The following is a 25183-nucleotide window of genomic DNA, read 5'->3' on the forward strand; positions in this document are numbered from 1 at the left end:
TCCTCAGAACCGCACGTTCGGGCCGATGGAAACGCTGAAATTGTCGAACGCATAGTTCGGCAAGGTCGAGGTGGACCAGCTGTACTGGACCTGCGTCAGCAGCCCCCACTGCTCGTAGACCGGCATGTCGAGCGCAAGGCCCACCCGGTACTGGTTGTCCTGCTCGGTGATGAATTTGGTGATGAACGGGTTGGGCGCGTCGTAATTGTAGCGCGTGTAGCCGACGCTCGGGATGACGATCCAGCGCTTCACGCCCCACGGCCCCTGGAACTCGTAGGGCAGCGCCAGGTCAACGGCGAAGGTGTTGTAGGAATACCAGGGCAGGTCGCCCGAGGCGTCGTTGTAGGACAGCCGCGCGCGCCAGCGCCAGTCGTCGGTGATGCGGCCGAAGGCGTTGCCGCCCACCGTCCACATCTCGCCGCTCTGGAAGGAGGCGGTGGGATAGTCCTGCGACGACTGGTAGTCGCGCTGGCGGATCTCTGCGAAGGGCTCCAGCCCGAACCAGGCGCTGAAGGGCAGATAGAGCGAGACGCCCGCGCCGTAGGTGCCGAGATAGCCCGAGCCGCCCAGCGCCACACCACCGGCGAGCACATAGGCGCGGATGGACGAGCCCGGCAGCGCATCCGGCGCCAGCGCGAAGCGCGGGCCGGTGTTGAACTCGGCGAAGCCGAGGTTCAGCTGCTGCAGCTGGAACTGCTGCGAATAATAGAGATTGAGGTTGGTTTCCCAGACATCGCCGCGCTGGTTGCCGAAGTCGTAGACGTGGCGGATGGAGGCGAGGGCGAAGGCGTTGCCGTCCGCCTGCGCGGCCGCGCTCGGCGGCAGCAGCGCGCCCACGTCCTGGCCGATCACGAGGCGGCTGGAGGGGCCATAATTGGCGTTGGACTGGTAGCGCACGCCCACCTGCCCGTAGACGCTCCACTGATTGGTGGAAAGACGGCGGTCGATCTCCACCAGATAGGCGGCGATGTTGTCCCGCTCCTGGCCGGTCAGTTCCGGCGACTGGGCGATGGGCTCGAAATAGGCCCGCGCGGATTCGTAGGCGCCCAGCCGGTAATAGAGCCGCGCCAGTTCGAGGCGCACGCGCACCAGCTTGGGATTGTAGAAAAGGATGCGTTCGTAGACGCCGATGGCCGCTTCGTAGTCGCCGACTTCCACCGCGCGCCGGGCGAGGCGGAAAGCGAGATCCACGTCCGCCGGACGCTTTAGCGACTGATCGAACAGGGCGTTGAATTCCGGGTCCGCGTCCGCCAGTGCGGTCTGTTGCGCCGCCAGCGCCGGCCCCATCATCGCGCACAGAGTTGCAGCCAGCACCGCGCCGCGCACGGTCGCCCGCGCGCCCAAGCCATCCCGGCTCGGGTCCGCACCCCGAGTATTGTACCGCTTTACCAGCATGCCTGACCATCCGGCTCTTGCTGGCAAGGCCCCGCCCCTTGCCCGTGAAGCGATCCTTACCATTGCGTGTGACGGAAGGGGATTCCACGTCACCCGCCAAGCTAAGGATTCATGCGCATTTCCGGAGGGCAAAAGCATTTTTGCCACAGGCGCATAGGACTCGCGCCACGATCATACCGCCGCCAATCGCTGCTCTCGCGATTTGCGGAAGACGCGATGGACGCGACGGACGCCCGCGCATTCTCGGATTGCATGCATGCAATTCAATCCAGCTTTCAATCCGAAATTGCTTGCATAGATTGATGTCCAACGGCGGCCGCGGTGCCGCCCAGAGGATCAAGGAGCAGACCATGCGCAGCATCGGACTTCACCACGTGACCGCCATCGCCGGCCCGGCCCGTCGCAATCTCGACTTTTACACCTGCACCCTCGGGCTGCGGCTGGTGAAGAAGACCGTCAATTTCGACGATCCCGGCACCTATCATTTCTATTTCGGCGACGCCGCCGGCTCGCCCGGCTCCATCCTCACCTTCTTCCCCTGGGAAGCCGCCGGCACCGGCCGGGCGGGCGTAGGCGAGACGCAGGAAACTGCGTTCCGCATCCCCGAGGCAGCGGTGAGCTACTGGACCGAACGCCTCGTCACCGCCGGCCTGTCTCCTGACCTGCCGGAGAAGCGTTTCGGTGAGACCGTTATCGCCTTCAAGGATCCGGACGGGATGCGCATCGCCCTCGTCGGCGTCCCCGGCATCGAGGCCGAGCCGGCCTGGGCCGGCGGCGAGGTGCCCGAGGCGCACGCCATCCGCGGCATGCACTCGGTGACCCTCCTTCTGAAGGAAGCCGGCGCCACCGCGGACATTCTCACCGACGTGTTCCGCTTCGAGGAGGCCGGCCGCGAGGGCACCCGCATCCGCTACCGGGCGCCGGGTGTTGCGGTCGGCGGCATCGTGGACATCCGCGAGGCCGGCGGCTTCCTCTCCGGCCGGCAGGGGCGCGGCAGCGTCCACCACATCGCCTTCCGCGCCGCCGACGACGCGGCCCAGGCCGAGATGGTGGAGAAGCTGACGGCACGCCACGGCCGCCACGTCACCGAGCAGCGGGACCGGAACTACTTCCGCTCCGTCTACTTCCGCGAGCCCGGCGGCGTCCTGTTCGAGATCGCCACCGACGATCCCGGCTTCGCTGTGGACGAGGCGCCCGAGCATCTCGGCGAGGCGCTGAAGCTGCCGGCCCAGTACGAGGCGCATCGCGCCGAGATCGAGCGGGTCCTGCCGCAGGTCGCCTGATCGGACAGGCCCGACACCCCCATCATCGCCCGGCCGCGCCAGCGGCCGGGCCGGAAAGGAACTGCCCCAATGACCACCGTTCCTGATGCGCTTGCCGCCCCCGCGCAGGGCGCCCTCTCCTTCACCCATCGCTTCGTGCCGGCGACCGATCCGGCCGCCGCGCCTCTGCTGCTGCTCCACGGCACCGGGGGTGACGAGAACGACCTCATCCCCCTCGGGCGGATGCTCTCGCCCGGCGCAGCCCTGCTTTCGCCCCGTGGCAAGATCAGTGAAGGCGGCATGCCGCGCTTCTTTCGCCGGCTGGCGGAAGGCATCTTCGATGAAGAGGATGTGGTGCGGCGCGCCCACGAGCTGGCCGATTTCATCGGCGAAGCGCGCAGCGCCTATGGCCTTGCCGCCCCGGTGGCGGTGGGATTCTCCAACGGCGCGAACATCGCCGCGGCCATGCTGATGCTGCGTCCGGACGTGCTCTCCGGCGCGGCCCTGCTGCGGGCCATGGTGCCGATGGCGAACCCGCCGACAGGCACGCTTCCGGGAACGCCGGTGCTGATGCTCTCGGGAGCCGCCGATCCCATCGTGCCCGCCGCCAATGCGGCACGCCTCGCCGCCCAGCTCAATGAGCGCGGCGCCCGCGTGGAGCACCGCGTGCTGCCGGGTGGCCACGGCCTCACGCCCACCGACATAACGGCCATGCGCGACTTTCTCGCGCGCACGGGCGCCGCGGCGGCCTGAGGCTCAGCGCGCCGGCTTGGCCGAGGCCGTGCCGCCACCGCCCTGCTTCGCGGCCGCAATGATGGCCGGCGCCAGGGCATCGGCCAGGCAGGTGTAGCCGGCGTCGTTCATGTGGAAGCTGTCCCACGACAGGGTGCCGCGGAACCCCTTGGGGTCTTCCGCGGCCCACTGCTTCATCATCGCGTAGCGGCGCAGCAGCGGCACGCCGCGCGCCGAGGCCGCCGCATTCACCGCCGCGACGAACGCCTCGTAGCGGCCGAGATCGTTGATGCCGGGGAAATACTGCTGGTCGATGACCACCACCGCCGCGCCGGACGCCGCGATGGCGGCGAGGCCATCGGCGACAGTCGCGCGCAGCCGGGCCGGATCGCCGCCGAAGATCACGTCGTTCGTCCCCACCTGCCACAGCACCAGATGCGGCGCCGGCTGGGTCTGCACGAGCGACTGCAGGCGCGCCAGCGTGGACGGCCCGGTCTCGCCGGAGACGCCGGCATTCACCATGACCACCCGCCCCTCGCCCAGGGCAGCCGTAAGGCGGCGGGCGAGCTGGCTCGGATAGTTGGTGTCGCCACTCGATGCGCCCACGCCGGCCGTGGTGGAGGAGCCGATGGCGAGGATGCGCAGAGGCTGGCCCTCCCTGAGCGCCCGCGCCCCCGCAGGCATCGACAACGCCGGCGAGGGCCGCGCCGTGCAGCCCGCGGCAAGGACAGCGCTCGGCGTGCCGGCGACAAGGGCGCCGCCCAGAACGGCGAGCAGCGGGATGGCAAGGAAGCGAAGGCAGCGCATGGGGAAGGACCGATCCGGATGAGACGGCGCCCGCCGGCGGGCACCGGGCCGGATTGAACCCAAGGTGTCCGCGGCGTCAACTGCAAAGCTCTGCCGGGCGCCCTGCGCGACCGCGCCTCACTCCGCCGCGCGCAACGGCGATGCCCCGCCTTGCGCCGGCCCGGCGACCTCAGGGCGAGGATCGACCCACCGGCCCGCCTCGATCTCGGCGATCTGCCGCGAGACATCGCGCACCACCTTTCGGGAAAAGGGGCCGAGGTGCATGTAGAACAGCGCCAGCGAAAGCAGCTGCTCCAGCCTGTCCAGCCGCTTCAGCCCCCGCAGCGCCACCAGCCAGATGTGGACCGCCACGCGCGGATGGCGCCACGCTACGGTGGCGAGCACGCCGAACAGCCGCGCGAGATCTGCAACCAGCTGCCGGACATCGACGGGCGCTGGCGGGGCCGGCGGCTCGCTCGAGGCGGCGTCCCCCGCCTGCCGCCCGACCAGCTCCGAGAGCCGGCGGATGCGGCCGAAGAAGGCGCCCGGCGCATAGACCCGGGCATAGACCTCGCGGTAGCGCCGCAGCACGTCGATGCGCGGCTCCAGGGTCGCGAAATTGAGGCCCGCGCCGGTCTGGTCCCCGTGGCGGAAGTCCTCTTCCTTGAGCGGGAACATGCGCCCTTCCCGCTCCAGCCTGCGGGAGAGCTGGGTGTCGGGGAGCGCATAGAGCAGGCCCAGCGAGACCACCGGGATGGCCGCCTCCTCGATCAGCTCCGCCATGGCGTCCGCCGCGTCGGGCGACTCATTGTCGAAGCCTACGATGAAGCCGGCGATCACCACGATTCCGGCCGCATAGATCCGATGCACGCTGGCTGCGATGTCCCGCCTCGTGTTCTGTTTCTTCTGGGTCGAGCGCAGCACCTCGGGATCGGGGCTCTCAATGCCCACGAACACCAGATAGAACCCGGCCTGCGCCATCAGATCGAGCAACGCGGAATCATCGGCGAGGTTGAGCGACGCCTCAGTGGAGAAATGGAAGGGGTGACCGTGCGCCCGCTGCCATTCGATCAGGTGCGGCAGGAAGGCTTTGACCGCCTTCTTGTTGCCGATGAGATTGTCGTCGACGAAATCCACATGGCCGCGGTAGCCGAGCGCATACAGGGCCTCCAGTTCGGCCAGCATCTGCGCCGTCGTCTTGGTGCGTGGCACCCGCCCGTAAAGCTCGATGATGTCGCAGAATTCGCAGGTGAAGGGGCAGCCGCGGGAAAACTGCACGCCCACGAACAGATAATCCGGCAGGTTGAGCAAATCGAAGCGCGGCACCGGCGTTCGGGTCACGTCCGGCCGCTCCTCGGGAGCCGTGATGAGGCCGGACCGGGCACCGCCCTCCCAGGCTGCGACGAACGCGTCGAGGGTCGCCTCGGCCTCGCCGAGGACACGGAAATCAGCAGCCGCATAGGCCTCGGGGCTGGAGGACACATCCGGCCCGCCGACCACCACCACCTTGCCGGCGGCCTGCACGGCGGCGACGGCGGCCAGCGCCTCCTGGCGCTGGGGCAGCATTCCGCTGACGAAGACCACATCCGCCCATTCCAGATCGGCGGGGTCCAGCGCGCGGGCGTTCAGATCGCAGAGCCGCGCCTCCCATCGGGCCGGCAACAGCGCGGCGACGGTGATGAGGCCGAGCGGCGGCGCCATGCAGCGGGCCCCCTTGAGCCGCGCAAGGTCAAGATTGCGCCAGAAGCTCTCCTGGGCGAACCGCGGATAAAGAAGCAGAACCCTGACGTCCGACATCGCCGCTCCACATGAGTACACGGCGGACCATAGGGCGGTTGCGCGCCCCTGTCATCGCAACGCGCGGGAAACCCGACGATCAAGTCGCGGGACGTCCTTCGGCGATATTTGGGAGGATATTGAAATGGCGGGAGTGACGGGGCTCGAACCCGCGACCTCCGGCGTGACAGGCCGGCGCTCTAACCAACTGAGCTACACCCCCGGACCGGCGGAAGGTCTTGCCGACCGCCGAGGAGAGCGGCGTGGTACGGCACCCCTCCGCCCAAGTCAAGCAAGCCGCGCATTTTTTGCCAGGAAGTTGTCCACAGCCCAGACAAAACCAAATGATTTCAGAGGCTTGCTGCGCAGCTCGCGTGTCGCGCCCCTGGCGTGAAATGGGAGGTTTCGTCGGGCACTGCGCGACACCAGCGGCGCAAGAGAGCCATGGGCGGAATCGCGGATGCCAAAGCGGGGAACGCAGGAACCGGACATGGTGGGCGGTGACGGGCTCGAACCGCCGACCCTCTCGGTGTAAACGAGATGCTCTACCAACTGAGCTAACCGCCCGGTCGTCGCAGGACCTTTCGGCGCTATAGTCCGCCCGGGCCGCAGCGGCAAGAGCGCGCGCGCGTCAACGCCGATGGAACGGCGAGCGCACACAGGCGAACTCCGTGCTGGTCCATCCCGCCAGATCGAAAAATATCAGGAAATTGTGGTGGGCGCGGGAACGTCATCGCCCCGGGCATCGTGCTCCGCGCATAGCGCTTGAGGCGTCATGCGACGCGGCGCTGGGGGCTTAGTCGGATCGGGGACGCTCCGCCCGGTACGGCCGGGCCGGGAGCGTCCGGATAGCCCCCCGGAAAGCATTCCGGAGAGGCACATGACACGGCAACAGCGGCCGGCGCAGCGTGCGCCCGGGCCGCAGGCCGGATCAGTCGTTGACGGCTTCCTTGAGGCCCTTGCCGGGGGTGAACTTCGGCGCCTTGGAAGCCTTGATCTTCACCGGCTTGCCGGTGCGCGGGTTGCGGCCTTCACGGGCAGCGCGCGTCACCACGGAGAAGCTGCCGAAACCGATCAGCTTGACTTCCTCGCCATCCTTGAGCGCCTTGGCGATGATGTCGAAGGTCGCGTCCACAGCCGCAGCCGCAGCGGTCTTCGTCAGCTTCGCCTCTTCGGCCACGGCGGCGATCAGTTCGTTCTTGGTGGTCATCTGACCTTTCCTTCCGTTGTCAGAACGCGAATCGTGCAGGGCGTGCCCTGACGAACGGCGCGAGCATCACGGAAAATAAGGCTTTTGCAAGCGCGATTGGCGCCAAACCCGCACCAATGCACGATTTTGCGCCTTGCGCCTGCGAAGGGGAGCGGCGCGGAGGATGCGCAGCGCAGCGGCACAGGCGGCGTTAAGTTCTTGAAAAGACTGAGGGCGTGCCCTGCACACCCCGGTAGCCCGGAGATGGCGGCGACACGCCCTCGAAGAAATGTTCAGAAACTGTTGATACAGGCCGGGTTGCGGACAATCCGGCCTGTTTTTCGCGTCAGTGGGCGACCACGCCCGCGTTGTCCTCGTCGGCGACCGGCGGGTTGTTCACCGGGCGCTCTTCCCAGGTGATGGGCTCGGGCGGGCGAACCAACGCGTTGGCCAGCACCTCGTCCATGCGCGACACCGGCACGATCTCCAGCGCGTTCTTCACATTGGCCGGGATGTCCGCCAGATCCTTGGCGTTCTCCTCGGGGATCAGCACCTTCTTGATGCCGCCGCGGAGCGCTGCAAGGAGCTTTTCCTTGAGGCCGCCGATGGGCAGCACCCGGCCGCGCAGGGTGATCTCGCCGGTCATCGCCACGTCGCGACGGACGGGGATGCCGGTGATGACCGACACGATGGCCGTGGCCATGGCGACGCCGGCGGACGGGCCGTCCTTCGGGGTCGCCCCCTCGGGAACGTGGACGTGGATGTCGCGCCGCTCGAACAGGGGCGGCTCGATGCCGAAGTCCACCGCCCGCGAGCGGACGTAGGACGCCGCCGCGGAGATGCTCTCCTTCATCACGTCACGCAGGTTGCCCGTGACCGTCATCTTGCCCTTGCCGGGCATCATGAGGCCTTCGATGGTCAGCAACTCGCCGCCCACCTCGGTCCAGGCGAGGCCGGTGACGACGCCCACCTGGTCCTCGGTCTCCACCTCGCCGTAGCGGAAGCGCGGGGCACCGAGGAAGTCCTCGAGATTCTTGCCCGTGACCTTCACCGACTTCTTCTTGGAGAGCATGAGCTCCTTCACCGCCTTGCGGGCGAGGGTGGAGATCTCACGCTCGAGGTTGCGCACGCCCGCTTCCCGCGTGTAGCGGCGAATGAGGGTGAGCAGGGCCTCGTTGTCGATGGTCCACTCCTTCTCGGTCATGCCGTGCTTCTGGAGCGAGTTGGGGATCAGGTGCTTGCGCGCGATCTCCACCTTCTCGTCTTCCGTGTAGCCGGCGATGCGAATCACCTCCATGCGGTCCAGAAGGGCCGGCGGGATGTTCAGCGTGTTCGCCGTGGTCACGAACATGACGTTCGAGAGGTCGTAGTCCACCTCCAGATAGTGGTCGTTGAAGGTGTGGTTCTGCTCGGGGTCCAGCACCTCGAGCAGGGCCGAAGACGGATCGCCGCGGAAATCGGCGCCCATCTTGTCGATCTCGTCCAGGAGGAAGAGCGGGTTCGACTTCTTCGCCTTGCGCATGGACTGGATGACCTTGCCCGGCATGGAGCCGATATAGGTCCGCCGGTGACCACGGATCTCCGCCTCGTCGCGCACACCGCCGAGGGCGACACGCACGAACTCACGGCCCGTCGCCTTGGCGATGGACTTGCCGAGCGAGGTCTTGCCGACGCCGGGAGGACCGACGAGGCACAGGATGGGCCCGGTGAGCTTGTTGGCGCGGCTCTGCACGGCCAGGTACTCGACGATGCGCTCCTTGACCTTGTCGAGGCCGTAGTGATCGCTGTCGAGGATCTCCTGCGCGTAGTTCAGATCCTTCTTGACCTTGCTCTTCACGCCCCACGGGATGGAGAGCAGCCAGTCCAGATAGTTGCGCACCACTGTGGCTTCGGCCGACATGGGCGACATCTGGCGGAGCTTCTTCAGCTCGTGCGTCGCCTTTTCGCGGGCTTCCTTGGTGAGCTTGGTCCGCTTGATGCGGTCCTCCAGCTCCTGCAGGTCGTCCTTGCCGTCCTCGTCGCCCAGCTCCTTCTGGATCGCCTTCATCTGCTCGTTCAGGTAGTACTCGCGCTGGGTCTTCTCCATCTGCCGCTTCACGCGGGTCCGGATGCGCTTTTCCACCTGGAGCACGGAGATCTCGCTCTCCATCAGGCCGAGCACCTTCTCCAGGCGGTCGGACACCTTCAGGGTCTCCAGCACGCCCTGCTTCTCGGGAATCTTCACCGCGAGATGCGAGGCGACGGTGTCGGCGAGCTTGGAGTGGTCGTCGATCTGGCTGACGACGCCGACCACCTCGGGCGACACCTTCTTGTTCAGCTTCACATAGTTCTCGAACTCGGTGACCACCGAGCGCGCGAGGGCCTCACCCTCGACGCGGTCACCGACCTCGTCGTCGAGCGTGATGGCCTCGGCCTCGTAGAGGTCGGTCCGGTCGGTATAGCGTGTCACCTGGGCGCGGCTGACGCCTTCGACCAGCACCTTCACGGTGCCGTCGGGCAGCTTCAGCAGTTGCAGCACGGTCGCGAGCGTGCCCACCGGGAAAATGGCCTCGGGGGCGGGATCGTCATCCGACGCATTTTCCTGGGTGGCGAGCAGGATATAGGTATCGCCGCGCATGACCTCTTCGAGGGCGCGAATGGACTTTTCGCGCCCCACGAACAGGGGGACGATCATGTGGGGAAACACCACGATGTCGCGAAGCGGGAGGACCGGGAAGGTCTGGGACACTCCGGCAACGAGCGGCGGGCGCGGCTTCTGGCTCGTCATGACGCAATCCTTTCAAGAAGTGCACGCGCTGGATTTGGGCGCAGAACTGCGTTGCCGCGCGTGCACGCGGCCGGAGACGGGCGTGGATTTTCAATGCTGAAGCGGCTTGCGCCGCAGGAGGCACGAGGTCCGACCCCCGAGACCGGAACTTTCGAAAAGTAGATGGACACGCAACCTGCCCGTTTCAAGGGCACACCATTGACCTCTTTGGAGGATCGTCCCTTGCGGGCGAGCCCCCCGAGAAGAGGGCGAACCGGCGCATCGGCCCCGGTCGTCATCTCCCGCCTCATGCCCCGGGCCCTGACCCGAACCGGGACCATCCGCCGGTCGGAACGGATCCGGGCCGGCTGAACTCCGGTCGTGTCCCGCCCTCTCCCGAAACCGCGAGGTCTGGGGAGAGGCGCGGGGCCCGACACGTCACGCACTGGCGCCCGCGTCGCCGACGCGATCGGCGTAGATGTAGAGCGGGCGCGCATTCTGCTCGACGACTTCCCGGCTGATGACCACCTCTTCGACCCCTTCCAGACCGGGGAGGTCGAACATGGTGTCCAGCAGGATGCCTTCCATGATGGACCTGAGGCCACGGGCGCCGGTCTTGCGCTCGATCGCCTTGCGGGCGATGGCGCCAAGGGCCTCCTCGTGGATGGTGAGGTCCACGCTCTCCATCTCGAACAGCCGCTGGTACTGCTTGACCAGGGCGTTCTTCGGCTCGGAGAGGATCTTCTTCAGCGCCTCCTCGTCGAGGTCACCCAGCGTCGCCAGCACGGGCAGGCGGCCGATGAACTCGGGGATGAGGCCGTACTTCAGCAGATCCTCTGGCTCGACCTCGCGGAACACCTCGCCGGGCCGGCGATCCTCGGGCGGCGCCACCTTGGCCTGGAAGCCGATGGAGGTGGAGCCCTTGGAGCGGGACGAGATGATCTTGTCGAGGCCGGCGAACGCGCCGCCGCAGATGAACAGGATGTTGGTGGTGTCCACCTGCAGGAATTCCTGCTGAGGATGCTTGCGGCCGCCCTGGGGAGGAACGGACGCCACCGTGCCTTCCATGATCTTCAGCAAGGCCTGCTGCACGCCCTCGCCCGAGACGTCACGGGTGATGGACGGATTGTCGGATTTGCGACTGATCTTGTCGATCTCGTCGATGTAGACGATACCGCGCTGCGCCCGCTCGACATTGTAGTCGGCCGCCTGGAGCAGCTTGAGGATGATGTTCTCCACGTCCTCGCCCACGTAACCGGCTTCGGTCAGCGTGGTGGCGTCGGCCATGGTGAAGGGCACATCAAGGATGCGCGCCAGCGTCTGCGCGAGCAGCGTCTTGCCGGAGCCGGTGGGCCCGATCAGCAGGATGTTGGACTTCGCGAGTTCCACGTCGCCGTGCTTGGTGGCGTGGTTGAGACGCTTGTAGTGGTTGTGCACCGCCACGGAGAGAACCTTCTTCGCGTGGTCCTGGCCGATGACATAGTCATCGAGGACCTTGCGGATCTCCTTCGGGGTCGGGATGCCATCCCGCGACTTCACCAGAGAGGACTTCGACTCTTCCCGGATGATGTCCATGCACAACTCGACGCACTCGTCGCAGATGAACACGGTGGGTCCGGCGATGAGCTTCCTGACCTCATGCTGGCTCTTGCCGCAGAACGAGCAGTAAAGCGTGTTCTTGCTGTCGCTGCCGCCGGTCTTGCTCATCTTACGTCTCCTAACGCCCTCACGAACCGGACATATGACCGGCCATTTCGTCAGGGCCTCATATGGGGTTTGTACGAAGCAAAAACCTCGCCAAGCCCGAATGTGGTGATCGACTTTTCAAAAGCCAACCACCTTGAGGCGACGCGATCAAGGCAGGCGGGCGACATTCCCCAGACCAAGGGATGCACCGCCGCCGACCCTGGGGTCGCGCCGTCCGCCGATCGTCTGTCCACGACCTTTCGCAAGTCTGAACCCGGAACTCTGTACGAAGTCCGGCCCCCGACGGTTCATGGCCCCGAAACGCGAAGGCCCCCACCATCAGGCGGGGGCCGACAACGCGGCATCCGATGCCGGCTTAACGACATGCAAGCGCGATCTTGCACCGCACGCAAGTGGGGCAATGCGAGAACGCCGGGCCTGTTGCCCAACTATCGCAATTGCCCTACCCCGCCTTGCGGCCAAGCTCGTGCTCGACCTCAGGCGGCCTTGGCGGCCTCATCAGTCGGGCGCTTGTCGATCACGGAATCGATGAGCCCGAACTCCTTGGCGGCTTCGGAGGTCATGAAGTTGTCGCGCTCGAGGGCATTCTCGATCGCCTCGAAGGGCTGGCCGGTATGCTTCACGTAGATTTCATTCAGCCGCTTCTTGAGGCTGAGGATTTCCTGGGCGTGGAGCATGATGTCCGTCACCTGGCCCTGGAAGCCGCCGGACGGCTGATGGACCATGATTCGGGCGTTCGGCAGCGCGAATCGCATCCCCTTCTCACCCGCGGTCAGCAGCAGCGAGCCCATGGAGGCCGCCTGGCCGATGCAGAGCGTCGACACCGCCGGCTTGATGAACTGCATGGTGTCGTAGATGGCGAGGCCCGACGTCACCACTCCGCCGGGGGAGTTGATGTACATCGAGATTTCCTTCTTCGGATTGTCCGCCTCGAGGAACAGCAGCTGCGCCACCGCGAGGGTGGACATGCCGTCCTCAACCGGGCCGGTCAGGAAAAGGATGCGCTCCTTCAGGAGGCGGGAAAAGATGTCGTAGGACCGCTCGCCACGGTTGGTCTGCTCGACCACCATGGGGATCAGGTAATTCATGTAAGTATCGACAGGATCACGCATCTTAAATCCCCCGGGGGGCGCATGGGAGGGCGCGGGTAAGGGCACGCCGCCACCGGCGTGCCGCGCGATTTCGTCGCAGGACGGATCGCGACCCGAGCCTCAGGCCGCCTTCTCGTCCTCGTCATCCTTGAAGAGCTCTTCCTTGGTGACCGTCTTCTCGGTCACGTTGGCGAGCTCCAGGAGGAAGTCGACAACCTTCTCCTCGAACAGGGGGGCGCGCACGGACGCCAGAGCTTCAGGGGTGCGGCGGTAATAGTCCCACACCTGCTGCTCCTGGCCGGGGAACTGGCGGGCCCGTTCGACCACCGCGCGCGTCACCTCGTCGTCGGAAACCTGGATATTGTTGCGCTCCCCGATTTCCGCAAGCACCAGGCCGAGGCGCACGCGGCGCTCGGCGATGCGGCGGTAATCCTGGCGGGCCTCTTCCTCGGTCGTGCCTTCATCCGCGAAGGTGCGGCCCTGGGCGGCGAGATCCTCGTTCACCCGGCTCCACACGCCGTAGAATTCCTGCTCCACGAGGCCTTCCGGCACCTCGAACTTGTGGGTCGCATCGAGTCCGTCCAGGAGGGCGCGCTTCACCTTCTGGCGGGCGGCGCCGGCGTATTCCTGGGAAATCCGCTCCTTCACGGTCTCCTTGAGCTTCTCGAGGCTCTCCTGGCCGAGGGTCGCGGCGAACGCGTCGTCGATGGTGACCGCGCCGGGCGCGTCGACGGACTTCACGGTCACCTCGAAGGTCGCGGCCTTGCCGGCCAGTTCCTTGGCCGCGTAGGCCTCCGGGAAGGTGACGCTCAGGGTGCGGTTCTCACCGGCGGTGGCGCCGACGAGCTGCTCCTCGAAGCCGGGGATGAAGCCCTTGGAGCCGATGAGGACGTCGATGTCCTGGCCTTCGCCGCCCTGGAACTTCTCGCCGTCCACATAGCCGGTGAAATCAATGGTGACGCGATCACCCTCGGCGGCCGCACCTTCCTTGGTGGCGAAGGGGCGGTTGGCGTCGGCGATGCGCTGCACCGCCTCGTCGACCTCGGCCTGGGTCACCTCGACCACCGGCTTCTCGACGGAGATGTCCTTGAAGTTGCCGAGCTCGATCTTCGGCAGAATCTCCAGCTCCACGTCGTAGGCGAGGTCCTTTCCGCCATCGAGCAGGGTCTGGAACTGGGGATCCTCTTCCGGACCCTTGATCCGGGGCTGGAGCGCGAGCTTGAAGCCGTGCTCCTCGACGATCTTGCCGTTGGTTTCGTTGACAGTCTGCTCGATGATCTCGGACATCACGGACTTGCCGTAGACGCGCTTGAGATGGGCCACGGGCACCTTGCCGGGGCGGAAGCCGTTCAGCTTCACCTGGCCCTTCAGCTCGTTGAGCCGGGCGTCGGCCCGGGCGTCGAGGTCGGCGGCGGACACCACCACACGGAAAGCGCGCTTGAGGCCCTCGGCCCCGGTCTCGGTCACCTGCATCGTCTTGCCTTCACATCCTCATCGCGCCAGGCGCGTTAACTTGAATTCAGCGCTGTCACCGGCATCCCGCGGCAATCGCCGGAGGCCGCGCGGCACGGTGGACCTGCCCCCGAGCGGACCGCCTTGCGGCGGCCGACGCGCGGGCATGCGGCGGCATTGGTGCGGGCGGAGGGTTTCGAACCCCCACGACTTGCGTCACGGGAACCTAAATCCCGCGCGTCTACCAGTTCCGCCACGCCCGCGGCCCCGTCTCGCCAAAGGCCCGTCGCGCCCAAAGGCCCGTCATGCCCGCGAAGGGAGGCCGGGCACGGGAGAACCGTCGACGCGCTTGAGCGCACGACGCCTCCGGGCACGGCTCCACCGCTCGCGCACGAGGCCGCACGCGCCGTTCGGGTCGCGGCTTATATCATGCCCGCGCGGGCGCGCAGCAAGAAAATGGCGCGCACGGGTGGAGGCTTCCATCCCGCTGGCGCCACGGCAGGACGCCGCATCCCGCGCCGGCGACGCCCCGGCCGAAACGCGCCGGTGCGCAGGCCGAAAGCGAGTGCTGCCAAGCTCCCGCTCCTCGGTGACATGCGCAGCCCCCGCCCGCATGGCGCGCGCCACCATCCACGGCGATGCGACGCGCATGAGCAAAGCCGCTTGCCCTTTTTCCGGCCGCGTAACATGGTCCACCCACCCTGCCAGGAGATGCAGCGTGAGCACGCCGATTCCCTCTCGTCGCAACGTTCTCAAGGGGGCTGCGGCCCTGTCTTTTGCCGGGGCCGCCGGCGCCTTGATCCCGGATTGGGCGCTTGCGCAGGGGCCGGCCAACGGACCGGTTGCGCTTACGGCCGCGGAGGGTAGCCGACCGGCCATCGCCGGCCAGGGCAACCTCGCGCTGTTCAACGACTCACTCCCGGGCCCGCTGCTGCGGGTGAAGAAGGGCAGCGAGCTCGCGGTGCAATTCGCCAATTCGCTCAAGGAGAGCGTGGCTCTGACATGGCAAGGCGTGCGCCTGTCGGCCGACGCGGCCACCGCCGCATCTGCCGGGGTCGGGGACGGGCAGAGCAAGCTGCTCCAGTTCACGCCGAAGGACGCCGGCACCTTCTGGTACCACGCAACCTCCCCGACCCTTGCCCGCCGCGCGCTCTGCGGGGCCCTCGTCGTGGATGAGCCGGGCACACCGGCCTACGCCTCGGACAACCTCCTGTTCATCCAGTCTTTTCCGCCTGAGAGCGGGGTTCCGATCTTCCCCGTGAACGGCGAGTTCTCGCCGACTTTCCAGGGTCCGGCCAGCGGCCGCAGCCGGTTGCGGCTGGTGAACGCCACGCCCCTGTTCCTGCGTCTGCGGCTCAAGGGTCCGGCGGTCTTCGCGATTGCCATCGACGGGCAGCCGGTTGCCCAACCCTTCGAGCTGAAGGAAGGCCGCCTGCAGATCCCGCCGGGCGGCCGGGTGGACGTGGCCGCGACCATTGACGATGCGGACGCGACCATCATCGAGATCGAAACCTCGCAGGAGCCGATCCGGCTCGCGGTGGTTACGCCCGTGGGTCCCGCCGGGCCGATGCCCTCCGGCCCGCCCGCGCCGCTCCCGCCAAATGATTTGCCGGCTGATATTCCCCTGAAAGATGCCGTTCGTGTCGAACTCGCCATCAGCGGGAAGAGCGGCGCGCCCGCTTCGCTCGGCACCGTGAAGTCCGGCAAGGCAATGGTTTTGACCCTCGCGAACAGCCTCGATGCACCCGTCTCGGTGCATGTGGCCGGCCACGCCGTGCGGCTTCTCGATGGGCTTGACGACGGCTGGAAGCCCTGGTGGCACGACACAGTTCCTGTGCCGGCTAAAACGACAGTAAGGGTTGCCCTTCTCGCCCAGGCGGCGGGCACCTGGAACGTGACCGCGCAGCGCGGGGGTGATGGCGAAGTTGTAGCCTCAGCCACCTACCAGGTCACTGCCTGAGCCGTTTTGGTCGCAGAATCAGGGGTTTCGTCGCCGGACCCATCCGGCGGCTGCAAGTGGCTCGCGGCCATCCCCTGAAATCACCGATGAACAAGCGCCATTCCGACCACCCCAAGTGGGGTTCCGATTCGTGCGATTCGGTCAAGCCCTTTCAATCATAGAATATAGCCGGCTATAGACCCCTCGCAGCGCATCGGGCAGGTCGTCGGCGATCAATCCGGGGCCGGCCTCCCGCGCTGCCTCGCCATGTAGCCACACCGCCGCGCAGGCGGCCTCGAACGGGGGCATACCCTGCGCGAGCAGGCCGCCCGCGATTCCAGCCAGCACATCCCCCGCCCCCGCCGTCGCCAGATATGGTGGCGCATTCTCGGCAATGGCGGCGCGGCCATCGGGATGGGCAATCACCGTGTCGGCCCCTTTCAGCACCACCACGGCCCCGAGCCGCCGCGCGGCGGCTCGGGTGCGGGCGAGCTTGGACGGCGCGTCCAGAACCTCGGGATCGCCGTGGAACATGCGGGCGAACTCACCCTCGTGGGGGGTCACGATGAGTCCCGCACTGCGCCCCGCCACATCGGCCAGCGCCCATGGCACGCCTTCGTAGCTGGTCAGTGCATCGGCATCGAGCACCAGACGGCGGCCGGGAGCGGCAACGTCGATCTTGCGGCGGGTTTCCGCACCGCTGCCGAGGCCCGGCCCAATCACCACCGCGTTCAGGCGCCGGTCGGACAGCAGGTCGGCCAACTCCCCTGCCCCGTCCACCGGGCGCGGCATGATGGCCGCGTAGGACGCCGCCTGCAGCGGCAAAGCCTCCCGCGGCAGCGCGATGGTGACGAGCCCGGCGCCGGCCCTGAGCGCCCCTCGGGCCGACAGCCGCGCCGCGCCGGAGGTCCAGGCCGCCCCGCTCACCACCACCGCGTGGCCCCGGGAATATTTGTGGCCGCTCGATGCGGGCATGGGAAAGGCGTCGCGCCAGAGGTCCGGCGTATCCACAAAGGCCTGCGGACGAATCGTCTCCAGCACTTCGTCGGGAATGCCGATGTCGGCCACCCGCACCCGGCCGCACAGGCTGCGCCCGGGCTCCAGCAGGTGGCCCGGCTTGCGGCGGAAAAAGGTGACGGTCTCCACCGCCTGCGCCGCCGCGCCGCGCACCTTGCCGGTGGCGCCATCGAGGCCGGACGGCAGGTCCACGGCGATGATTGGCCTGCTGGATTGCGCCATGCGCTCCACCAGCGCACGGGCGGCGCCGTCGAGGTCGCGGGCGAGGCCCGCGCCGAACAAAGCATCGACGATCACCCCCGCTTCGCCGAGATCCACGGCCGCCGGCTCCTCCACCGCGCCGCGCCAGCGCTCGGCGGCGCGGCGGGCGTCGCCGGTGAGCCTGTCCCTGTCGCCGAGAAGGGCGAGGCGCACCTTGAACCCGCGTTGCGCCAGCACCCGCGCCGCAACGAATCCGTCGCCCCCGTTGTTGCCCGGCCCGCAGAGCACCAGGATGCGCGTGGGGTAGGGATAGCGTGCGACCGCATCGGCAACCGCCGTGCCTGCGCGGTCCATCAGCGTCATGGACGGGGTGCCCAATTCGACGGCTAATTTATCCGCGCGCGCCATTTCGTCTGGATCAAGCAGTGCGTCCACCGATGCCCCCGTCCTCAGATGCTCAGATCATGCTCATGTCTGCGGGCTGAAAACCCAGGTGTAAGCCCAATATTTCATCACTAAGATCAAGAACTAGGCATTGCGACCCATCCCCTTTGCCTGTCTTCTGCATGGGCAAATGACGCAAGGCATGGCACATATCATGCTTACAAAAGGCGTCTCGACCGTGCGGCGGCGGATCGGGTCAGGGAGACGGAGCGGATGAAGAAGATCGAGGCAATCATCAAGCCCTTCAAGCTCGATGAGGTGAAGGAAGCCCTTCAGGACGTCGGCCTGCAAGGCATTACGGTTACGGAAGCCAAGGGATTCGGCCGCCAGAAGGGCCATACCGAGCTGTACCGCGGTGCCGAATATGTGGTCGATTTCCTGCCGAAGGTGAAAATCGAGGTTGTCCTCTCCGACGATATGGTAGACCGGGCCGTCGATGCCATTCGCCGCGCGGCCCAGACCGGGCGGATCGGAGACGGGAAGATCTTCGTGTCGTCCATCGAAGAGGCGATCCGTATCCGGACCGGCGAATCCGGCCTCGACGCGATCTGACGCGTCCGAAACAAATCGTCCAAGAAACGAACTGCAGGCCAGCAGAAAGGTAGCAAAACCCATGACGACCAAGACGGCCAAGGACGTCCTCGACCTCATCAAGAGCGAGGACGTGAAATATGTCGACCTGCGCTTCACCGATCCGCGCGGCAAGTGGCAGCATGTCACGTTCGACATCAGCATGGTCGACGAGGAATTCCTGACCGAAGGCACCGCCTTCGACGGTTCGTCCATCGCCGGCTGGAAGGCCATCAACGAGTCCGACATGCTGCTCATGCCGGATCCGACGACCACCTGCGTCGATCCCTTTTTCTCGGAGACCACGCTCTCCATCGTCTGCGACGTGCTGGAGCCGACCACCGGCCAGCCCTACGGTCGCGACCCGCGCTCCATCGCCCGGAAGGCCGAGGCCTATGCCAAGTCCACCGGCGTCGGCGACGCGGTGTATTTCGGCCCCGAGGCCGAGTTCTTCATCTTCGACGACGTTCGCTTCAAGGCCGACCCGTACAACACCGGCTTCAAGCTCGACTCCATCGAGCTGCCGACCAACGGCGACACCGAATATGAAGGCGGCAACCTCGGTCACCGCGTGAAGACCAAGGGCGGCTACTTCCCCGTGCCCCCCATCGACTCGGCGCAGGACATGCGCTCCGAGATGCTGGCCGCCATGGCCAAGATGGGCGCCAAGGTGGAGAAGCACCACCACGAGGTGGCCTCCGCCCAGCACGAGCTCGGCCTCAAGTTCGGCTCGCTCGTGACCATGGCCGACCACCTGCAGGTCTATAAGTACTGCATCCATCAGGTGGCCAACATCTACGGCAAGACGGCGACCTTCATGCCGAAGCCGGTGTTCGGCGACAACGGCTCGGGCATGCACGTGCACCAGTCGATCTGGAAGGAGGGCAAGCCCCTCTTCGCCGGCGACAAGTATGCCGACCTCTCCGAGTACTGCCTGTGGTACATCGGCGGCATCATCAAGCACGCCAAGTCGCTGAACGCCTTCACCAACCCGCTGACCAACTCCTACAAGCGTCTGGTCCCGGGCTATGAGGCTCCCGTGCTGCTCGCCTATTCGGCGCGCAACCGCTCCGCCTCCTGCCGCATCCCCTACACCAACAACCCGAAGGCCAAGCGCGTCGAGGTTCGCTTCCCGGATCCCGGCGCGAACCCCTACCTCGCCTTCGCGGCCCTGTTCATGGCGGGCATGGACGGCATCCTGAACCGGATCGACCCCGGCCAGGCCATGGACAAGGATCTCTACGACCTGCCCCCGGCCGAGCTGAAGCAGATCCCCACCGTCTGCGGCTCGCTCCGCGAGGCGCTGGCCTCCCTCGAGGCGGATCACGAGTACCTGCTGAAGGGCGACGTGTTCCAGAAGGACTTCATCGAGTCCTACATCGACCTGAAGATGACCGAGGTGATGCGCTTCGAGATGACGCCGCACCCGGTCGAGTTCGAGATGTACTACTCGGTCTGATCGACCATCATCCGAAAGAGAGCGGGCGCCCCTTCGGGCGCCCGTTTTCGTTGGGGTGGTCTCTGTGGAAGTCCGGCTCAGCCCGCCTCGCCGGAGCCCGCCTTGCGTGCGGCGGCGCGGGCGTTGTTCTCGGCCTTGCGCGCCTCGCGCCCTTCCCGGCCCTCCTCCAGCGCCGTCACCGCGCCATGCAGGGTGGCGAGGTCCTGCCGGGTGAGACCCAGGCGATGGAAGATGTTGCGCAGGTTGCGGATGGTGGAGGGCGCCTTTTCCGGCGAGCGGAAGAAGCCGGAGGTCTGGAGAGCCGTCTCCAGATGGTCGAAGAAGGCGAACAGATCGCCCTTGTCGGCGAGCGGCGAGCGATCCGGCGGGGCGAACGGCAGGGCGCCGCCGCTTTCCGCCTTCGACCATTCATAGGCCGCGACCGCCACACAAGTGGCAAGGTTCAGCGAGGCGAAGGCCGGGTTCACCGGAAGGGTGAGAATGGCATCGCAAAGCGATACCTCCTCCGTATAGAGGCCCGTGCGCTCGCGGCCGAACACCAGCGCCACCTCCTCGCCGGCCGCCATGCGGCTGCGGGCCTCCGTAGCCGCGGCGTCCGCGCCCACCACGGTCTTGGCCATGCCGCGCTCGCGGGCGGTGGTGGCGAAGGCGAACTTCACGTCATGCAGGGCCGCGCGCAGGTCCGGGAAGAGTTGCGCCTCGTCGAGGATGCGGTCGGCCCCGGCGGCGAAGGTGCGTGCGCGGTCGTTCGGCCAGCCCTGACGCGGATTGACGATGCGCAAGCGCGACAGGCCGAAATTGCCCATGGCGCGCGCCGCCGAGCCGATATTGTCCCCGAGCTGCGGCTCCACCAGGATGACGAGCGGCCCTCCGGCCGTCCACGGCTTGGTGCTGTCGGTACCCGAACCCGGCATGTGATCTCCTTGTGGCCGCCTTGGTCGCATAAGGCGGCCGGACGTGTCGAGGGCTGGCCTCCGAGGCGCGCCGGCGTGGGAAACGATCTCACGGCATTAGCCGGGTTTCCGTCTTGCGCCGCACTGCACCGGTGCTATAGCGGCCCTTGCCGGAGGCCGGCTGGCGCTCACCGCGTCGTTGCGCTCTCCCCCGCTCTACCAAGGCTCATTGAGCAGTCGCGAAAGGCCGTCCCATGGCGAAGATCAAGGTGGCAAATCCGGTCGTCGAACTCGACGGCGACGAGATGACCCGGATCATCTGGCAGTACATCAAGGACAAGCTGATCCACCCCTATCTCGACATTGACCTCGAGTATTACGACCTCTCCGTCGAGAACCGCGACGCCACCAACGATCAGGTCACGATCGCCGCCGCCGAGGCCATCAAGAAGCACGGCGTGGGCGTGAAGTGCGCCACCATCACGCCGGACGAGGCCCGCGTGGAGGAGTTCAACCTCAAGGAGATGTGGAAGTCGCCCAACGGCACCATCCGCAACATCCTCGGCGGCGTGATCTTCCGCGAGCCCATCATCTGCAAGAACGTGCCGCGCCTGGTGCCGGGCTGGACCAAGCCCATCGTCGTCGGCCGCCACGCCTTCGGCGACCAGTATCGCGCCACCGACTTCAAGGTGCCCGGCAAGGGCAAGCTGACCATCTCCTTCGTGGGCGAGGACGGCACCAAGATCGAGAAGGAAGTCTACAGCTTCCCCGGTGCCGGCGTGGCCATGGCCATGTACAACCTCGACGAGTCGATCCGCGAGTTCGCCCGCGCCTCGCTCAACTACGGCCTGCTGCGCAACTATCCCGTCTACCTCTCCACCAAGAACACGATCCTCAAGGCCTACGACGGCCGCTTCAAGGATATCTTCCAGGAAGTCTACGAGGCCGAGTTCAAGGCCGAGTTCGACAAGCGCGGCCTCACCTACGAGCACCGCCTCATCGACGACATGGTGGCCTCGGCCCTCAAGTGGTCCGGCGGCTATGTGTGGGCCTGCAAGAACTATGACGGCGACGTGCAGTCGGACATCGTGGCCCAGGGCTTCGGCTCGCTCGGCCTGATGACCTCCGTGCTGATGACGCCCGATGGCAAGACGGTGGAGGCGGAAGCCGCCCACGGCACCGTCACCCGCCACTATCGCGAGCACCAGAAGGGCAAGGAGACCTCAACCAACTCCATCGCCTCCATCTTCGCCTGGACCCGGGGCCTTGCCCATCGCGCCAAGCTCGACGGCAACGAGGAACTCGCCAAGTTCGCCGCGACGCTCGAGAAGGTGTGCGTGGACACGGTCGAGGCCGGCGACATGACCAAGGACCTCGCGCTCCTCGTCGGTGCCGACCAGAAGTGGCTCTCCACGACCGGCTTCCTCGACAAGGTGTCCGAGAACCTCACCAAGGCCATGGCGGCCTGAGGCACAAACGAGCTTCAGCGGCAGCCCGGTGCTGCCGCTTCGCTGCGAAGGGGCCGCCGCGTGCGGCCCCTTTTCATTTCAGGAATGGGCCCGGCTCACGCCGACGGCGGAGCCTCCGGCACCTCGCCGGAAATTTTCCCGTCTGAGTGCAGTTCCGAGAGGCGGCCGATCACGTCGGGGTGTCGCAAGGCGAGCATATAGAGCTCGTTTTCCTCTATGGAGAGGATCTTGGTCTTGGCCATTGCGCGCACCGTGACGGGATCTGGCTTCGTATGTCCCGGCAGCAGGCCGAACACCTCGCCCGGCCCCAGCGTGCGTACGCCCTCCGCGCCTTCCATCTCCACCTTGCCTTCCAGCACCACGAACAGGTGCGCCGCCTCCTCGCCTCGCCGCATGACGTGGTGACCGCGGTCGAAGCTGCGCGAATGCAGGATGGGCAGGATGTCGCCGAGCACCGGCGCATCCAGATCCGAGAAGGGCGGCAGGCGTGAGATCATGGAGAAAGTGACGACGAAGTTGTGCTTCGAGATCACCTCCGAGAAGGAGCCGGCGATGATGGCAATGGGCAGCGCCAGCATCATCAGGCCGGAAATCATGGTGATGCCGCCGATGAACCGCCCGAGATTGGTCACCGGCACCACGTCGCCATAGCCCACCGTGGTGAGCGTGGTGATGGACCACCACATGGCCAGCGGGATGGAGCCGAACTTGTCCGGCTGCACATTTCGCTCCGTCAGGTACATGGCGGTTGCCGACATGAGCACGCCCGAGCACAGGATGATGAGGCAGGAGAGCAGCGCATAGCGCTCGCGCTTGATCGCGAGGTAGAGCGCGTTGAAGCCGGACGAATAACGCGCGAGCTTGAGGAAGCGCACGAGGCGCAGCACCAGCAAGGCGTGCGGATCGAAATCGGTGGCAAGGGCCACGAACCACGGCAGGATTGCGATCAGGTCGATGAGCGCCGGTGCGGTCATCGCGTAGCTGAGGCGGGCGCGGGCGTTGGACATGCCGCGTCGCAGCGGGTGCTCGGGCGCCACCCACAGGCGCAGGCCGTACTCCACCGTGAAGATCAGCAGCGCGCAGAACTCGCCGAGCTTGAACCACCACGCGTCGTGGATTTCCAGCGAGCGCACCGTCGCCAGCACCGCGCCGGCCACCGACAGCAGGACCATGGCGATGAGGAAGTAATGGACGAAATCCGCCGTGCGGTCGCCGGGCAGGTCGCGCTCCAGAATGTCGAATACCCGCCGGCGGGCCGATTGCACCTTCATCTCGTCCTCAATTTCCCTGCCCGCCCTGGCTGCGCGCATCGCCGAGTGCCGTCTCGATGCGGGCGCGGGCGCGCTCGGTGCGCGCCGCCACCACCTCGTCCGGCAGGCCGAGTTGCGTCAAGAGGCGGGCGGCGAGCTGGAGGCTGGCCTCCTGCGCCTCGGGGATCACGCCAGACACCCCGAGCGCGGAGAGACGGTGGGCGTGTTCCGTATCCTTGGCGCGCGCGAGGATTGCCGCCGCCGGCCAGTGTTGCCGCACCGCGGCCGCCATGCGCTCGGCCGCATTGGGGGCATCGAGGGTCACGACGAAAACACTCGCCCGCTCGGCCCCGAGCCGCGCCAGCATCTCCGCCCGCCCGGCATCGCCGAAATACACCGGCAGGCCGACGCCCCGCGCCTCGGCCACGCGCCGGGGATCGTTGTCGAGCGCCACATAGGCGACCCCCTCCTCCTCCAGGGCCTCGGCCACCATGCGGCCCACCCGCCCGAAACCGCCGATAACCACGTGCCCCGCGACACTGCTGTGCGCCGGCGCGGCAAGGTTGTCGTTGAGCCGCGCGTCGAGAGTCCGTCCCAGCCGGCGGCCCAGCCGCGCCAGCAGCGGCGTTGCCGCGAGGCTGAAGCCCACCATGGCGATGAGGACGCCGGCATCCGCCCGGGACAGCGCACCGCTGGCCGCCAGCAGCGCCAGCACCACGAGGGCGAACTCCCCGGTCTGGGCCAGCAGAACCGCCGCCTCCGCCGCAGCCGGCGGCGCAACCTTCATGAGGCGGCCAGCGGCATAGGTGCCGACGATCTTCACGGCGAGAATGCCGGCGACGCCCACCAGAACCCAGCCGAGGCGCGGCAGCACGACGGCAAAATCGACGCTCATGCCGACGGTCACGAAGAACACGCCGATGAGCAGGCCCTTGAAGGGTTCAAGGTCCACCTCGATCTGGTGGCGGTAGGCCGTCTCCGACAGCAGCATCCCCGCCAGGAAGGCGCCGAGGGCGCTGGAGAGGCCCGCCCGGTGGGTGATCGCCGCGGAGCCCACCACCACGACCAGCGTGATGGCCATGATGAGGTCACGCGAGCGCGTGGACGCCGCGGCGGCGACCAGTGGCGCCAGCACGAAGCGCCCCGCGACCAGGATCAGCGCCACCGCGCTCACCGCCTTGACGAGCGCGAGGGCGGCCAGCGTGAGGACATCCGGCGCATTGCCGGTGAGAAGCTCGGCCGCCAGGAGGATGGGCACCACCATCAGGTCCTGGAACAGCAGGACGGCGATGACGAGCTGGCCGAGCGGCGCAAGCGCCCGGTGCTGATCGATCAGCAACTGGCTCACGACGGCCGTCGACGATAGCGCCAGCGCCGAGCCCAGCACCAGCGCCACCCCCGGCGGATAGCCGGCGAGCGTGGCCCCCAGCGCCAGCGGCACGCCGCACAGGACAACCTGCAGGCAGCCGACGCCGAACACCTCGCGCCGGAGCGCCCACAGCCGCGCGGTGGAGAACTCGAGCCCGAGCAGAAACAGGAGGAAGACGATGCCCAGCTCGCCAAAGGGCGCCGCCCGCGCGGGACTGGAAATGGTGACGAAGCGCACCAGCGGCAGCGTATCGGCGAGACGTCCGAGCCCGTGCGGACCCACGAGCGCGCCCACCGCGATGAAGCCCACCACGGCACCGATGCGGGCGCGGTGAAACAGCGGCACCAGCACCCCGGCGGCGAGGAGATAGACGAACGCATCCTTCAGGAAGCTGTCGTTCACCGCACCGCCACTCCGCTGCCTGCTGCCGGCGCCC

At 67.1% G+C, this 25183-nt stretch carries 18 protein-coding genes and 3 tRNA genes; 6 read left to right on the forward strand and 15 right to left on the reverse strand.

All coding sequences use genetic code 11. From position 1 onward, the window contains the following. Positions 1–3: 3 nt before the first annotated feature. Positions 4–1395, reverse strand: a complete 1392-nt coding sequence (locus ACT54R_RS00760) for a tetratricopeptide repeat protein (RefSeq protein WP_476322431.1) — start codon at positions 1393–1395, stop codon at positions 4–6. 350 nt (positions 1396–1745) lie between these two features. Between ACT54R_RS00760 and ACT54R_RS00765 the strand changes: the two genes are divergently transcribed. Together ACT54R_RS00765 and ACT54R_RS00770 are read left to right on the forward strand one after the other, a co-directional pair. Then, positions 1746–2678, forward strand: coding sequence for a ring-cleaving dioxygenase (locus ACT54R_RS00765; protein ID WP_476322434.1), 933 nt, complete (start codon positions 1746–1748; stop codon positions 2676–2678). A gap of 69 nt (positions 2679–2747) precedes the next feature. Next, positions 2748–3410 carry an alpha/beta hydrolase gene (locus ACT54R_RS00770; protein WP_476322437.1) on the forward strand — a complete coding sequence of 221 codons (663 nt, stop codon included), beginning with the start codon at positions 2748–2750 and terminating at the stop codon, positions 3408–3410. Positions 3411–3413: 3 nt separating this feature from the next. Here the strand turns inward: ACT54R_RS00770 and ACT54R_RS00775 are convergent, their stop codons facing one another. The 10 genes from ACT54R_RS00775 to ACT54R_RS00820 form a co-directional block, all read right to left on the reverse strand. Further along, complete coding sequence (locus ACT54R_RS00775) at positions 3414–4196, reverse strand: SGNH/GDSL hydrolase family protein (protein ID WP_476322440.1); 783 nt, start codon at positions 4194–4196, stop codon at positions 3414–3416. A 117-nt stretch (positions 4197–4313) separates the two neighbouring features. Further along, a complete protein-coding gene (locus tag ACT54R_RS00780) occupies positions 4314–5972 on the reverse strand; it encodes a B12-binding domain-containing radical SAM protein (protein ID WP_476322443.1) in 1659 nt (552 codons plus the stop codon). 125 nt (positions 5973–6097) lie between these two features. Continuing rightward, positions 6098–6174 (reverse strand) — tRNA-Asp (locus tag ACT54R_RS00785). Positions 6175–6442: 268 nt separating this feature from the next. Further along, positions 6443–6518 (reverse strand) — tRNA-Val (locus tag ACT54R_RS00790). Between the two features lie 364 nt (positions 6519–6882). Continuing rightward, positions 6883–7161: an HU family DNA-binding protein gene (locus ACT54R_RS00795; protein WP_024278722.1), complete on the reverse strand. Its 279-nt coding sequence runs from the start codon at positions 7159–7161 to the stop codon at positions 6883–6885. 325 nt (positions 7162–7486) lie between these two features. Beyond that, positions 7487–9907, reverse strand: a complete 2421-nt coding sequence (lon, locus tag ACT54R_RS00800; protein ID WP_168458100.1) for an endopeptidase La — start codon at positions 9905–9907, stop codon at positions 7487–7489. Between the two features lie 417 nt (positions 9908–10324). Next, positions 10325–11593 (reverse strand): ATP-dependent Clp protease ATP-binding subunit ClpX, encoded by a 1269-nt coding sequence (clpX, locus tag ACT54R_RS00805; RefSeq protein ID WP_024278720.1) that lies wholly within the window; start codon positions 11591–11593, stop codon positions 10325–10327. A 476-nt stretch (positions 11594–12069) separates the two neighbouring features. Beyond that, positions 12070–12705 (reverse strand): ATP-dependent Clp protease proteolytic subunit, encoded by a 636-nt coding sequence (locus ACT54R_RS00810; RefSeq protein ID WP_168458101.1) that lies wholly within the window; start codon positions 12703–12705, stop codon positions 12070–12072. Positions 12706–12804: 99 nt separating this feature from the next. Beyond that, positions 12805–14157, reverse strand: a complete 1353-nt coding sequence (gene tig / locus ACT54R_RS00815) for a trigger factor (RefSeq protein ID WP_476322448.1) — start codon at positions 14155–14157, stop codon at positions 12805–12807. A gap of 157 nt (positions 14158–14314) precedes the next feature. Continuing rightward, a tRNA-Leu gene (locus ACT54R_RS00820) sits at positions 14315–14399 on the reverse strand. A 455-nt stretch (positions 14400–14854) separates the two neighbouring features. On the opposite strand from ACT54R_RS00820, the gene ACT54R_RS00825 reads away from it, so the two are divergent. Next, positions 14855–16096 carry a multicopper oxidase family protein gene (locus ACT54R_RS00825; RefSeq protein WP_476322451.1) on the forward strand — a complete coding sequence of 414 codons (1242 nt, stop codon included), beginning with the start codon at positions 14855–14857 and terminating at the stop codon, positions 16094–16096. A gap of 141 nt (positions 16097–16237) precedes the next feature. Here ACT54R_RS00825 and ACT54R_RS00830 read toward each other — a convergent pair whose 3' ends face one another. Then, entirely contained in the window at positions 16238–17728 is a 1491-nt protein-coding gene (locus ACT54R_RS00830) for an NAD(P)H-hydrate dehydratase (RefSeq protein ID WP_476322453.1), read from the reverse strand. A 222-nt stretch (positions 17729–17950) separates the two neighbouring features. Here ACT54R_RS00830 and ACT54R_RS00835 point away from each other — a divergent pair, with 222 nt between their 5' ends. Together ACT54R_RS00835 and glnA are read left to right on the forward strand one after the other, a co-directional pair. Then, positions 17951–18289 carry a P-II family nitrogen regulator gene (locus ACT54R_RS00835; protein WP_012115561.1) on the forward strand — a complete coding sequence of 113 codons (339 nt, stop codon included), beginning with the start codon at positions 17951–17953 and terminating at the stop codon, positions 18287–18289. Positions 18290–18350: 61 nt separating this feature from the next. Next, entirely contained in the window at positions 18351–19766 is a 1416-nt protein-coding gene (glnA, locus tag ACT54R_RS00840; RefSeq protein ID WP_476322456.1) for a type I glutamate--ammonia ligase, read from the forward strand. 77 nt (positions 19767–19843) lie between these two features. On the opposite strand, the gene ACT54R_RS00845 is transcribed toward glnA, so the two are convergent. Further along, positions 19844–20680, reverse strand: coding sequence for an RNA methyltransferase (locus ACT54R_RS00845; protein WP_476322458.1), 837 nt, complete (start codon positions 20678–20680; stop codon positions 19844–19846). Between the two features lie 233 nt (positions 20681–20913). On the opposite strand from ACT54R_RS00845, the gene ACT54R_RS00850 reads away from it, so the two are divergent. Next, complete coding sequence (locus ACT54R_RS00850) at positions 20914–22128, forward strand: NADP-dependent isocitrate dehydrogenase (protein ID WP_476322461.1); 1215 nt, start codon at positions 20914–20916, stop codon at positions 22126–22128. A 95-nt stretch (positions 22129–22223) separates the two neighbouring features. Here the strand turns inward: ACT54R_RS00850 and ACT54R_RS00855 are convergent, their stop codons facing one another. Together ACT54R_RS00855 and ACT54R_RS00860 are read right to left on the reverse strand one after the other, a co-directional pair. Next, the gene (locus ACT54R_RS00855) at positions 22224–23399 is read right to left on the reverse strand and encodes a cyclic nucleotide-gated ion channel (RefSeq protein ID WP_476322464.1); all 1176 of its coding nucleotides are present in this window, start codon (positions 23397–23399) and stop codon (positions 22224–22226) included. Between the two features lie 7 nt (positions 23400–23406). Then, positions 23407–25149, reverse strand: a complete 1743-nt coding sequence (locus ACT54R_RS00860) for a cation:proton antiporter domain-containing protein (protein ID WP_476322467.1) — start codon at positions 25147–25149, stop codon at positions 23407–23409. Between the last annotated feature and the right edge of the window lie 34 nt (positions 25150–25183).

The organism is Xanthobacter sp. DMC47 (assembly GCF_056313845.1).